Consider the following 13679-nt stretch of genomic DNA (forward strand, 5'->3'; position numbering starts at 1 on the left):
GAGCGATGAGCATGCTGTTTTCCACCCGTAGCTGAAGGACTCGCGGCGAACTCAGACTTCCCCGCATCCGAGCCCGGCTGACGCAAGGCGCGTGCTGGCCCGCAAGTTCGCCGACTTGGCCCTCTACGGCCCCGACCGCCAGCTCGGACACCCTTGGCCGGTTTCGGTTCGGCAATTCTGCATTCTGGTTTCTGGACTCTGAATTCTGAATTCTCCGAAGTCCCCCACCCGCCCTCGACGGACTGGCCGCCAACCCCGGCGCAAGTATCCCGCTTGACGCGCGGTCGCCTGGGCTTGAGCTTGCAGCTTGATGCTCGCGGCTGTGACGAAGTCACGCGGGGGGTGATTTCAGGGACCAGACGGGCAGTCTGCTAGACCAACCGCCGTCGCGAGTCGGGACCCTGCTTCTACTCGTCGAGAATGCGCTGGACCTGCTCGGTGAGAACCGGCAGCTTGTTCTGGACAACATCCCAGACGATGTCCATGTCGATGCCGAAGTAGTCGTGGACCAGGATGTCCCGCAGTCCGGCTATCTTCTTCCACTCGACCTCGGGGTGGTCGCTCTTTGTCTCCGGCGGCAGCTTCTTCACTGCCTCCCCGATTATCTCGAGGTTCCGGACGACGGCGTCGCGTGTGCGCCTGTCTTTACCCAAGTCGTCCTTGCTCATGCCCGCGACGAACTCGCGTGCCGCTCCTGCGGCCTCGAGAGTATCATCGAGATAGACCCTAGAGTCCCGGCGCATGGACAGCCTCGGCCAGAATCGGCTCGCGGAGCCGCGGCTTCACGGCATCCCTGGGCACAAGGTCAACCGGCCGGCCGAGCAAGCCCTCGAGAAAGAACTTCAGGTCCATGTAGTTGTCAAACGTCTTGCGGTCGAACTCGACAAGGAAGTCCAAATCGCTCCCCGGCGTGGCCTCATTGCGCACGGCCGACCCGAACAGCGCCAGACTCCGCACACCAAACGACCGAATCCGGTCCCGGTTTCTGGCCAGAAGTTCCAACACTTCGCTGCTCATTCGTGTCACGAAGTCATTATAGCGCCATCCAGCCGGTTGTCACCCCGTTCAGGCCGACGGAATCGACCCGTACCTCACGTCCGACGCGGTTCATGATGCTCTGCCGCAGGCAGGTGCCATCCGATGGCTCAACCGCGGATGGTGTCATCGGTCACGAGGCAGGCGAAAGCATCGGAAGTGAACCACAAGACTTGGTAAGAAACCCGCAGCGGCTATGCGCCGAGGTCGGCGAGTGGACTAGCCGGACGCTGGCTCACATCGCTGGTCAGCGCGGCCTGCGACACGCTGTCCGGGACGCCGGAGCGCGAGAAGGTTCTCGAATAGGCGCTCAAAGAACGCGGAGACAAAGACCTCGCCCGCAGGTTCGCCACACCGGCCCTGGACGGCTTGGACCGACAGCTCAGACACCCTTAGGCGGTTTCGGTTTGGCAATTCTGCATTCTGGTTTCTGGACTCTGACTTCTGAATTCTCCGAAGTCCGCCACCCGCCCTCGACGGCTTGGACCGACAGCTCCGCCGCGAGCAGCTCATTTGCGGATTGCGCTGGCGCGTGCTGCCGCTTTTCGGGATCTGGGGAGGAGAAGAGCGGGAGCTTCGCTTACGCACTCCAAGGCTGTCGCCTGAACATTGACAAGGCGCGGGGGAGGCAGATAATCAGACGTCCCGGAGGTGTCATGAAGTACTGTTTCGCGCTGCTCACCGCGAGCTGTCTGCTGTCCGCCGTCCATGCCCAGTGGCTGGAGAAGACTGTCTATCTGCCGGATTCGTTCGGCGGCTTGGGAATGCCGAACTGCCTGGCCTATGATGTCACCGACAACCGGGTCTTCGTGGCCGGGGCGCTCACGCGGACGATTCTCGTCCTCGACGGGACGGATAGTCGTCGCTTAGGTCGGGTTCCGTTCCAGGCCGATATCCGCGCTCTCTGCTATAACCCTCTCAGCGACAAGATATACGCGGCCGCTGCGGACCGGAACGTGGTTGCGGTGGTTGACGCGGCCACAATGCACGTGGCCGAGACCATACCGACCGGGACCGAACCCTGTGCGTTCGCGTACAGCCCGACGTCGAACAGAGTCTTTTGCGTGAACACACTCAGTCATGACGTGACTGTGATTGACGGCGCGGGAGACAGCGTGGTCGCGACCGTGCCGGTCGGCGAGAACCCGTCCGCGATATGCTGGAACCCGGCCCGCAATGTGGTCTACGTCGCCAACTCGAACAGCAACGACGTGAGCGTGATTGACGCGGCAGTCGATAGCGTGATCACGACAATTGCCACCGGCTACGTGCCGTCCGGCCTGGTGTACAACCCGGACCTGAACCGGCTGTACGAGGCTGATTTCGCCTCCGGTGCGGTGACCGTGATCGACGGCCTGGCGGATAGGGTACTTACGACCATCCCCGGCGGGACGTCGCCGAAGCGGCTATGCTACAACTCAACGAACCGCAAGGTGTACGTGACGGACCAGGACAATGACATGATGGTCATCGACTGCACGGCCGACACGCTGCTGAGAGATGTCAACTGCTACGCGGGCGACGTCACCTACAACGCATCCGACAACCGCATCTACGCGGCCGACGGACACGGGATAGCAATGATTGATGGGGCGACGGATGCAGTGCTGGCCGAGACAGGCATCGGCTACAACACGGTGGCTCTGTGTCTGGCCGATTCGGGCAGGCGGGCATTTGCAACCGCAGACGGGGACGGCGTCGTCGGCATCCTTGACTGCGCGACCGACTCCCTGATAGCCGCGATCAGCACCGAGGTGCGACTCTCGGCGTTCTGTCTCAATCTGGTCGGGAACAAGGTCTACTGCGCCGACTCCAGCGGCAAGGCGGTCACGGTGATTGACGGCGGGACCGACACTATCAGCGCGGTTATTCCGGTCGGGCCTCGCCCGGTTGCGCTCCTTCACGACCCGGTCGGGAACAAGGTTTATTGCTCTAACTCCGGGGACGACCACACGCCGGCAACCGTCACCGTTATTGACGGAGCGGGTGACAGCGTGCTGCGGACGATAGAGATCGGGTCGGGCTACGTCATAGGAGGGCAGGCGCTCTGCCTGGGTCCTGCCGACAATCGGGTGTACGCCGGCGTCTATTCGGACAATGCCGTAGCCGTCGTGGACCCGGCCGCCGATACGGTCATCGCGAAGATGCAGGCGGGCGGCAACCCGGTAGCGCTCTGTTATGGCCCGGCCCACAACTACGTGTATGCCGGCATCCGCGGTTCAGCGGTTGGCGTCTTCGACTGCGGCCAGAACGTCATGATTGCCAAGCTGACGACCACCGGGACCCCGGTCGCCCTGGTTTACGATTCGGCGGGCGCCAAGGTCTACACCGCGAACGGCAGCTCCGGTGTGGTCAGCGTCATTGCCGGCGAAAGGCCGGCAGTCATTACCGAGATAAAGGCCTGTAGTTGGGCATCCGCCATCTGTCTGAGCACCAAAGAGAACCGGGTCTACTGCGCAGACCAGGAGGCCAGCGAGGTAGCAGTGATTGACGCCTCCGCCAACTCGGTCATAGCACACGTGCCGGTCGGCAACCAGCCGAGCGCCCTCTCCTACGACTCCTCCAACGATTACGTCTACTGCGCGTGCCGGGGCAGCAACGATGTGTACGTGATTGACTCTCATCGGGACACCGTGGTTAAGCATATCGGCGTCGGCGCTGAGCCTTTCGCGCTCGTCTGGAATCCGACTGCGCTGCGGACGTACGTCTTGAACTACGCCGGTGCAAGCGTGTCGGTTCTCCGGGATAGCCTGCATCCGGGAGTGGAGGAAATGGCGAATGCCGAACGCCGAATGTCGAATGGCGGCGCGACGGTCATACGGGGAGTGCTGAAATTGGCGAATGGCGACTGGCGAATGGCGACTGGCGAACTGCTGGACATCAGCGGGCGGAAGGTTCTGCAACTGCATGACGGTGCCAACGACGTCAGCCGCCTCAGTCCGGGGGTCTATTTCGTGCATTCGACAATCGACAATCGGCAATTGAAAATGACCAAGGTCGTAGTTGCGAGGTAGGGAAGAACGATGAGAACAACTGAGAGCAGAGGACGGATTCAAGGACTCCAGGGTTCAAGGGGGCCAGCGCCGGATTCCAATCGGTGTTCATCAGTGTTCATCTGTGGTTTCCCGTTTCGTGTCCTTCGTGTTTTCGTGGCTTCGATGCATGTTCTGGGAGTTGTCTGCGCGGCGGTGGTCGTGTGCATCGGGACCGCTTCGGCGGATTGGGTCACGGCCACGGTGCCCGCAGGACATCAGCCCGGGGCCGTGGCGGTAAACCCGGTCACCAACAAGGTCTACATCGTGAACTCCACATACGATAGCAGCACGGTTACGGTAATCGACGGCGCGACCAATGACACAGCCACGGTGGCCGTCGGCTACTATCCGTTTGCCGCAGCCGTGAACCCGGTTACGAACAAGGTCTACGTCACAAACTCCGCCGACGCCACCGTGACGGTGATTGACGGCGCGACCAACAGCGCTACCTCAGTGGCAGCCGGCTACTACGCCGGGGCCGTGGCGGTGAACCCGGTCACCGACAAGATATACGTCGCCAATGCCGCCGGCAGCGATGTGACGGTAATCGACGGCGCAACCAACGACACGGCCACTGTAGCCGTCGGCTCATATCCCCGTGCCGTGGCGGTGAACCCGGTTACTAACAAGATATACGTCGTGAATCTGGACAGCAACAGCGTTACCGTAATCGACGGTGCGACCAACGCCACGACCACGGTGTCGGTGGACTCGAGCCCAATTGCCGTGGCGGTAAACTCGGTCACCAACAAGATCTATGTCGTGAACTACGACGGCGGCAGTGTCACGGTAATAGATGGTGCGACCAACGCCACCGCCACGGTCCCCGTTGGCTCGCTGCCCAATGCCGTGGCGGTGAACCCGGTCACCAACAGAATCTACGTCGCGAACAGCAACAGCCACAATGTGACGGTCATCAACGGTGCGACGAATGATACGACAACAGTGCCCGTCGGTTCACACCCTGGTGCCGTGTCAGTGAACCCGGTTACCAACAAGGTCTACGTCGCGAACGGCGATGGCAGCGATGTTACAGTGATCGACGGCGCGACCGATGATACGTCCACAGTGCCGGCAGGCTCGAATCCCTGTGCGGTGGCGGTGAACCCGGTTACCAACAAGGTCTACGTCGCGAACAACGGCAGGAATAATGTGACGGTCATTGACGGTGCGACCAATGCCACTGCCGCGATATACGTCGGCTCATACCCGAGGGCAACGGCCGTGAACCCGGTCACCAACAATCTCTACGTCGTGAACTACGATAGCAGCAGGGTCACAGTGGTCAACGGCACGACCAGTGACACCGCCACGATAGCCGTGGGCTTGCATCCGGCGGCCGTGGCGGTGAACCCCGTTACCAACAAGATCTATGTGGCGAACAGTGGCAGCAACAACGTGACGGTGATAGACGGCGCGACGAACGGCACAGCCGTCTTCCCCACTGGCGCGAACCCCGACGCCGTGGCGGTGAACCCGGTCACCAATGAGGTCTACGTCGCGAACAGCAGCAGCGACAATGTTACGGTAATCGATGGTGCGACCAACGCCACAGACACCGTGTCAGTCGGCTTACATCCCGGCGCCGTGGCGGTGAACCCGGTGACTAACAAGGTCTACGTCGTCAACAACAACAGCAGCAACGTGACGGTCATCGACGGCGCGACCAACGACACAGCCACCGTGTCGGTCGGAGCGCATCCCAGTGCCGTGGCAGTGAACTCGGTTACCAACAAGGTCTACGTCGCGAACAACAACAGCAACAACGTGACGGTCATCGACGGCATGACCAACGCCACGGCTACGGTGACCGCTGGCACGATTCCATATGAAGTGGCGGTGAATCCTGCTACCAACAACATCTACGTCGTCAACCGCTACAGCAACAACGTGACGGTGATCCACGGAGCCACCAACGCCAAGACCACAGTGGCCGCGGGCGCAGAGCCGCTTGCCGTGACGGTGAATCCGGTCACCAACAAGATTTATGTCGCGAACTCCGGCAGCAACAACGTAACGGTCATCGACGGCGCGACGAACGCCACAACCAGCATTGCTGCGGGGACGACACCCTCGGGGATCGCAGTGAACCCGGTTACCGACAAGATATATGTCACGAACAGCGGCAGCGATAGCGTGACGGAGGTGACGGAGGTGCCGACCAACGATACCAAGGTGCGTGCCCTCTGGAACCCGCTGCCTGGGGATACGACCTCGCACGGGCGTGTGGTTCTGGATGGCCGAAGCGTGAACCGCTTGTCGCCGGGCCGTGCCGCTATGATGGGTGTGCTGAACTGCATCGGGACAGCGCAACTGCCCTGGAACTGGGCGTATGTGACCGGCGGGGGCGGCACTGATTCGCTTTCCTGGTCGTACAACTGGGGAACCGATTCGCTGATTGCGGGCGAGAACTTCGTCTGCTGTGTGCCGCTCGATGCTCAGGCCGCGACCACGAACAACCTTGGGCTCGGCTCACCATTCACGGGCAACCTTGAGGTGCACCCGGTGTATCGGGTTGGATTTGCCAGCGGGGTCGAGGAGAGCCGCGGGCCACAAGCCGTAAGCTGCAAGCCACAAGCCACGATCGTGCGCGGCGTCCTGTTCCTGCCGCGGGACATGACCGAAATCCGCCCGGGGATTTCGGATCGTGTCCCAAGGCCAGTGCTGCTCGACGCCAGCGGGCGCAAGGCGCTCGGCTTGCACGCCGGCGCGAACGACGTGCGGTCGCTGGCTCCCGGCGTATACTTTGTGCGGAAGGCACAAGTGCAAGCCCAAGCACAAGCTGTCCGGAAGGTGGTGGTCACAAGGTAGAGAGGAACCATGAACGCAATGAAGGGACATCCACTCGGAATGTTGATGGTCTGCGCGGCGGTGGTCGTTTGCGTCGGAACCGCTTCAGCGGATTGGGTCACGACCACAGTGGCCTTAGGAAACTCCCCCAATACCGTGGCGGTGAACCCGGTCACCAACAAGATCTATGTCGCGAGCTACGACTTCACCTACGCTAGAAGCAGTCTCATGGTCATCGACGGCACGACTAACGATACGACCACGGTGCTCGTGGGCTCATATCCTGTTGGCGTGTCAGTGAACCCAGTCACCGACAAGATCTATGTCGCGGACCTCTTCGGTAACGATGTCACGGTGATCGACGGCGCGACTAATGACACAACCGCCGTGGCCACCGACTCATATCCCACTGCTGTCGCAGTGAACCCTGTCACCAACAAGGTTTACGTCGCGAACCAGCGCAGCAATAGTGTCACGGTGATCGACGGCGCGACCAATGCCACAACCACCGTGGCTGCCGACTCATATCCCGGTCATGTGTCAGTGAACCCGGCCACCGACAGAATCTACGTCGCGAACTACGGCAGCAGGAGCGTCACGGTGATCGACGGCGCGACCAACGATACGGCCACCGTGGCGGTGGGCTCACATCCCGCGGCCATGGCGGTGAACCCGGTGACCAACAAGGTCTACGTCGCGAACTCCGGAAGCAAGAGCGTCACGGTCATCGACGGTGCGACCAACGCCACAACCACGGTAACCGTGGATTCGAGTCCGTTTGACGTGGCGGTGAACCCGGTCACCAACAAGATCTACGTCGCGAACGTCTACGGCAACAATGTGACGGTCATCGATGGCGCGACCGGCAGCACGACCACCGTGGCCGTCGGCAAGTGGCCTACCGCGGTCGCGGTGAACCCGTTGACCAACAAGATTTACGTCACGAACGAAGGCAGCAGCAACATGACCGTTATCGACGGCGCGACAAACGAAACAACGACGGTGCCTGCAGATTCAATCCCCACTGCAGTGGTGGTGAACCCCGTTACCAATAAGGTGTACGTGGCGAACTACAGCGGCGACGATGTGACCGTGATTGATGGTGCATCGAATACCACGACCGCAGTGCCGGCAGACTCAAGTCCTTCTGCCGTGGCAGCGAACCTGATAACCAACAGGATCTACGTCGCGAACAGCAGCAGTAACACTGTCACAGTCATCGATGGAGCGTCCAATGACACGGTCACCGTGGCAGTCGGCTTGCATCCCAATGCCGTGGCAGTGAACCCGGTCATGAACAAGGTCTACGTCGCGAACAGCAACAGCAGTAACGTGACGGTCATAGACGGAGTGACCAACATGACGACGACGGTGTCGGCAGACTCAAGTCCCTCAGCCGTCGCGGTGAACCCGGTTACCAGCAAGGTTTACGTCGCGAACCTCAACAGCAATAATGTGACGGTCATAGACGGGGCGACCAATGATACTACCATGGTGACCGCGGGTTCGCATCCCAGCGCCGTGGCGGTGAACCCAGTTACCAACAAGGTCTACGTCGCGAACCTCAGCAGTAACAATGTGACGGTCATAGACGGGGCGACCAATGATACTACCACGGTGACCGCGGGCTCACATCCCAGCGCCGTGGCGGTTAACCCGGTCACCAACAGAGTCTACGTCGCGAACAACAACAGCAACAACGTGACGGTCATCGACGGCGTGACCAACGCCACGGCAACGGTACCCGCTGGCTCGATTCCGTATGCGGTGGCGGTGAACCCGGCCACCAACAGGATTTATGTCGCCAACCGCTACAGTAACAACGTGACGGTGATCCACGGAGCCACCAACGCCAAGACCACGGTGGCCGCGGGCGCAGAGCCGTTTGCCGTGACGGTGAATCCGGTCACCAACAAGATTTACGTCGCGAATTCCGGCAGCAACAACGTGACGGTCATCGACGGCGCGACGAACGCCACAACCAGCATTGCTGCGGGGACGACACCCTCGGGGATCGCAGTGAACCCGATCACCGACAGGATCTATGTCGCGAACAGCGGCAGCGATAGCGTGACGGAGGTGACGGAGGTGCCGACCAACGATACCAAAGTGCGTGCCGTCTGGAACCCGCTGCCTGGGGACACGACCTCGCACGGGCGTGTGGTCCTGGATGGCCGAGGCGTGAACCGCTGGGCGCCGGGCCGCACGACGATGATGGCTGTACTGAACCGAGTCGGGACGGTGCAGTTGCCCTGGAACTGGGCGTATGTGATTGGCGGGGGCGGCACTGACTCGATGTCATGGTCGTACAACTGGCGTAGCGACTCGCTGATTGCTGGCGAGAACTTCGTCTGCTGCGTGCCGCTTGAAGCTCAGGCCGCGACCGCCAACAACCTCGGTCGGGGGACGCCGTTAGCGGGCAACCTTGAAGTGTACCCGGTGTATCGGATTGGATTTGCCAGCGGAGTCGAGGAAACGATGAACGAGGAACGAGGAACGATGAACGTGGCGGCGACCATCGTGCGCGGCGTCCTGTTCCTGCCGCGGGACATGACCGAAATCCGCCCGGGGATTTCGGATCGTGTCCCAAGGCCAGTGCTGCTCGACGCCAGCGGGCGCAAGGCGCTCGACCTCCGGCCCGGCTCGAACGACGTGCGGTCGCTGGTCCCCGGCGTCTACTTCGTGCATTCGGCAGTCGACAATCGGCAATCGAAAATGACCAAGGTCGTGGTAACGAGGTAAGGGGGAGATGTGAGACTCATCGCTTCTCTGCTGTTCCTGAGCTGCATCGTGTCGCTCGCGCTCGGCCAGTGGATTGAGACAACCATACGATTGCCGGACTCCACGTCCAAGCTGGATAGTATCCGTATCATGCAGTATCACTCTCCGAACCGGACCGTCTACGTCGGCGGCAAGCACAAGCTGGTCGCCGTCGATGCCTTGACGCATAGGTTCCTGGCATGGATTACGCTGCCCGATTCGCCCCCGCCCATGGACATAGTGTGCAGCAGCACGGCCAGCAACCGGCTGTACTGCGCGCCACTCTCCAGGGAGTCGGTCTGGGTGGTGGACTGCGCTACCAACGGTCCTCTCAAACCCGTCCCGTTGCGCGCCCGCGTGCAGGCGATGTGCTACGCCGCTGGGCCGAACAAGGTCTACGCGGCCTGCCCGCCGGACAGCGTGGTCGATGTGATTGACTGCGCGACCGACAGCGTGGTGGCAATAAAGGTCCTATCCTGGCCCTCGGCGCTCTGCTACAACCCGGAGCTGAACCGCATCTACGTTACCAAGTCAACCTCCGACGAGGTTGCCGTCATCGACTGTGGCGCAGACACGGTAATCAGCACCATCTGGGTACGTGGTGTCGAGCCTACCGCCATCGGCTATGACTCGGCGACCAATTGCGTGTACACGCTTAACTACACGAGCGCCACTTCGTCGATCATTGACTGCGCGAGTGACACCGTGATTCGCGTCGTCCCGGTAGACGCCAAGCCCGACAGGGTGGTGGTCGGGCCTGATGGCAAGGTCTACTGCGGCGGGTATGACGACTCGGTCGTGACCGTGGTCGAGCCACATGGGACAAGGACAGTCCCGGTTGGGCTGCATCTGTCGAGCATGAGCTTTGACCCCATCAGCCGGAAGGTCTCTTGCGCCTTGTCGGATTCGGACGTCGTGGTCATCGACGCCGTCGGCGACACCGTCGTGGCCCGTGTCCGGGCGGGTGAAGACCTGCGGCTGGTCTGCTACGACCCGGTGGATACGAGCACGTGGGCGACCAGCGCGGACGGAGCCATGGTCGGCATCATTGACGATGGGACAGACTTGCTCATCGACGCGCTCCTGTTCGGTTCCTTTGCTCCCAGGAATCTGTGCTACAATCCTGCCAACGACCGTCTCTACTGCCTGGGTCGGGGTCTGGCGGTTATTGCCTGTGATTCCAACCAGGTAGTGGGGATATTGCCGGTCGGCGGAACGGCGGACTCGATGATCCGGAACCCGGTCAACAACAGGCTCTACTTCAGCAGCCCGGCGGAGAACACAGTGTCCATTCTCGACTGCGCGAGCGATACCATCATGGCGACTGTGGAAGCCGGCCAGTCGCCAGACGCAATGTGCTGTAGCGCTGATGGGAAGGTTTACGTGACAATCGGCGGGGGCGTCGCGGTCATCGACCCCGACGGTGACTCAGTCCGGAAGGTCGTGCCGACGCCTTACGACCCAAAGACGCTCTGCTACGACCGCACCGACAACCGGGTCTACGCCGGCCTGGATAGCGGCAGGCTGGTGAGCGTTATTGATGTGGTCCGTGATTCAGTTCTGAAGAACGTGCCGGTCTCGGTGTCCTGCGACAAGGTCTGCTGGAACCAGAACCACGATAAAGTCTACGTGTCCGGGTCCTCAGACACGTCCGTGGTGGTCATCGATTGCGCCGGTGACACCGTTCGCAGTAGCCTGAGCGTGCAGACCTTCGCACCGCTGACCACGTACAGCGATTCGGCCAGTGACAGGGTGTTCGTTTCCGACGGTGACCTGCTATATGCCATCAACCCGGCGGCCGATACTCTGAACGGGGGGGTAGGCGTGGGGCACGTGGCGGGCATTGTCGACAACGGACAATCGGGCGGTGCCAACCGGCTTTACTGCGCCGAAACTGGGAACCGGGAGTTGTGCGTGACTAACGGTACAGGCGATGCCATAATACGCAGGGTCCCAATGGGGGTGAACTCAACTGTCTTGGCTTGGAACCCGGCTCACTGGTGGGTCTACGCGCTGGACCCTTATAGTCCCAGCATTGTCGTGGTGAGTGATACGATGCTCGGCATAGAGGAGACTGAGCCGCGAGTCCAAAGCCACAAACTTGAGGCGACAATAGTGCGGGGAGTGCTGGTGCTTGACGCAGTGTACAGTAGACAGAAGACAGGATACAGCGCCGAGCTGCTGAATATCACGGGGCGGAAGGTGATGGACCTGAGCACGGGGGCCAATGTTGTTCGGGCGCTGGCACCGGGCGTGTACTTTGTGAGGGAAGCCCAAGCGCAAGCTCAAGCCCAAGCGGTTCGCAAGGTCGTGGTCATGAGGTAAGGAGGCAACATGAGATTCTCGCCAATGCTCTTCATCCTCGGCTGCCTGCTGCTGGCGGGAGGAGTCCAGTTTTGTGTAGCCGCCGGCCAGGCGCAAGCTACCCCGAGTCCGGCGCGAGCGGCGCTCGGACAAATGAGCCGGGCAGAGCGGAAGAACTCGAGCATATCCGTGGAGTTTGAGACGTCTGACAGCGAGGTTGTTCTACTCGGTCGCGAGGTCGAACATCTGTGGAATGCTGGCCAGTATGACGAGGCGTTGGCGCGGCTCGACAGCCTTGAGGCCACGGTCGGCCATGTGGCCATCGGCAACTCCTGGCGCAAGCCCGTGCCTACGCTTGAGACAACCCTCTGGGGAAGGGACGTCCGCATCGGTAACCGCGATTCGCTGGTGCAACTGGCCTTCGACGGCCAAGCTGCAAGCGGCAACCTCTTTGTGGCCCTTCGCCCCGGCAGCGGCTATCCACACTTCTCGGTGTGCGTGTCAACCGACAGCGGTGCTACTTGGGAGGAGACATTCACGTGGAACGGGAGCCCTCCGACGTCGATTGCCGGCCACGTCGTCACGGACCATTTCTATGTTGCTTACAACTCGCCGGGAGAAGACCCGCAGCACATCCGGTTGCGACGGTTCCGGTGCAGCGACGGCTCGGCCGACACTTTCCACAACGGCGACGTCTGGGTAATCCCCTGCACACTGGCGGTAGCCGATACGATGAAAGAGGTGTCGCTGAGCTCAAGCGGGTGGCTCAATATGGGCTGGCTGTACATGGCCGCAATCGCATCTGACGGCAGCGTTTGGTACGGCTATTGCAATGTCGGCAACGGGACGTGGTCCCGGTACCCGACGGGGATCACCTCGGGGGCATCGCAGGGCATCGATCTTGACTTTATCTGGTACTCTGACTCATCCCACCTTTTTCTTTCTTACTATGATACGAGTGATACGCTGCGGATATGCACCTGGATAGGCGGGGGCTTCACTCAGCGTTTCTCGCTGCTCACGGGCACGGGCAACTCGACCAGTCTCTCAGGTTGCCACGATACTGTCGTCTGCGTCTACGAGGACGGTATTTCCTCACCGCACCAGATCCGATACGCCATCAGTTACGACAATGGGTACACGTGGACGACCGGCACGTTGAGCAGCGTCGACACCGCCGCGGAAGCGCCTGCGGTCGCGCCCTGCACGCTCGGCGTGCTCGCGGCCGTGTACCGGCACGAGGGTACGACACGCGAGTTGCGGTTCCGCCGGCGTATCGGCAGCGGGCCTTGGAGCGACCCGGTTTCGATCGCGGACAACGAACCGTACTGGAGCCGGCCGGGGATCGAGTGCCTGGACGCGAGCGGCGTGTGCGGGGTCGCGTACCTCTCCAATACCATCCCGGTTGTGCGAGGAGCCTACTACAATCGTAGCGATTGGGTGTATGGCATTGCCGAGCAGCGCCGGCTCGCTGTCGACGAGAACATCCTGAGCGTCTTCCCGAATCCGCTCTCGGGCCTTGGTCAACTGACCTACACGCTGAACCGAGCCTCTGACCTGCGGATGCGAGTTTATGACCGCGCCGGGCGCGCTGTGCTGACGCTCTTCGACGGCCGGAGCCCGGGCGGCAGGCAGTCGCTCGGGCTCAACGCTGCGGGCGTCGCGCCCGGGGTCTACTTCATCCGGGCAGAGGCCGATGGCAGGGCATTGACAGTACCGGTGACGGTCGTAAAATAGCGAGGTAACAGAAGTGTC

At 61.4% G+C, this 13679-nt stretch carries 8 protein-coding genes; 5 read left to right on the forward strand and 3 right to left on the reverse strand.

Annotated features, from left to right (window positions below; genetic code table 11):
• Positions 1-407: 407 nt before the first annotated feature.
• From VMH22_05145 to VMH22_05155, 3 genes are read right to left on the reverse strand one after another with little or no spacing between them, the layout of a single operon-like run.
• A complete protein-coding gene (locus VMH22_05145; GenBank protein ID HTW91075.1) occupies positions 408-743 on the reverse strand; it encodes a DUF86 domain-containing protein in 336 nt (111 codons plus the stop codon).
• Entirely contained in the window at positions 727-1017 is a 291-nt protein-coding gene (locus VMH22_05150; GenBank protein HTW91076.1) for a nucleotidyltransferase family protein, read from the reverse strand. Before VMH22_05150 ends, VMH22_05145 begins: the two co-directional genes overlap by 17 nt.
• 16 nt (positions 1018-1033) lie before the next feature.
• Positions 1034-1165, reverse strand: coding sequence for a hypothetical protein (locus tag VMH22_05155; protein ID HTW91077.1), 132 nt, complete (start codon positions 1163-1165; stop codon positions 1034-1036).
• 526 nt (positions 1166-1691) lie between these two features.
• Between VMH22_05155 and VMH22_05160 the strand changes: the two genes are divergently transcribed.
• The 5 genes from VMH22_05160 to VMH22_05180 all read left to right on the forward strand — a co-directional run bounded on the left by VMH22_05160 (position 1692) and on the right by VMH22_05180 (position 13661).
• Positions 1692-4049, forward strand: a complete 2358-nt coding sequence (locus VMH22_05160) for a hypothetical protein (protein ID HTW91078.1) — start codon at positions 1692-1694, stop codon at positions 4047-4049.
• 93 nt (positions 4050-4142) lie between these two features.
• On the forward strand, positions 4143-6881 hold the full coding sequence (locus VMH22_05165) for a hypothetical protein (GenBank protein ID HTW91079.1): 2739 nt from the start codon (positions 4143-4145) through the stop codon (positions 6879-6881).
• A 9-nt stretch (positions 6882-6890) separates the two neighbouring features.
• Positions 6891-9602, forward strand: a complete 2712-nt coding sequence (locus VMH22_05170) for a YncE family protein (GenBank protein ID HTW91080.1) — start codon at positions 6891-6893, stop codon at positions 9600-9602.
• Between the two features lie 9 nt (positions 9603-9611).
• Positions 9612-11945, forward strand: a complete 2334-nt coding sequence (locus VMH22_05175; GenBank protein HTW91081.1) for a YncE family protein — start codon at positions 9612-9614, stop codon at positions 11943-11945.
• 9 nt (positions 11946-11954) lie between these two features.
• Positions 11955-13661 (forward strand): T9SS type A sorting domain-containing protein, encoded by a 1707-nt coding sequence (locus VMH22_05180; protein ID HTW91082.1) that lies wholly within the window; start codon positions 11955-11957, stop codon positions 13659-13661.
• Positions 13662-13679 lie beyond the last annotated feature (18 nt).

It is taken from the genome of bacterium (assembly GCA_035505375.1).
GTDB lineage: Bacteria > Hydrothermota > Tepidihabitantia > Tepidihabitantales > Tepidihabitantaceae > UBA2258.

Bases quoted from the DNA above. Each gene is read 5' to 3' on its own strand.
- VMH22_05145 (HTW91075.1), bottom strand. From the start codon at position 743: ATGCGCCGGGACTCTAGGGTCTATCTCGATGATACTCTCGAGGCCGCA.
- VMH22_05150 (HTW91076.1), bottom strand. From the start codon at position 1,017: ATGAGCAGCGAAGTGTTGGAACTTCTGGCCAGAAACCGGGACCGGATT.
- VMH22_05155 (HTW91077.1), bottom strand. From the start codon at position 1,165: ATGACACCATCCGCGGTTGAGCCATCGGATGGCACCTGCCTGCGGCAG.
- VMH22_05160 (HTW91078.1), top strand. From the start codon at position 1,692: ATGAAGTACTGTTTCGCGCTGCTCACCGCGAGCTGTCTGCTGTCCGCC.
- VMH22_05170 (HTW91080.1), top strand. From the start codon at position 6,891: ATGAACGCAATGAAGGGACATCCACTCGGAATGTTGATGGTCTGCGCG.
- VMH22_05180 (HTW91082.1), top strand. From the start codon at position 11,955: ATGAGATTCTCGCCAATGCTCTTCATCCTCGGCTGCCTGCTGCTGGCG.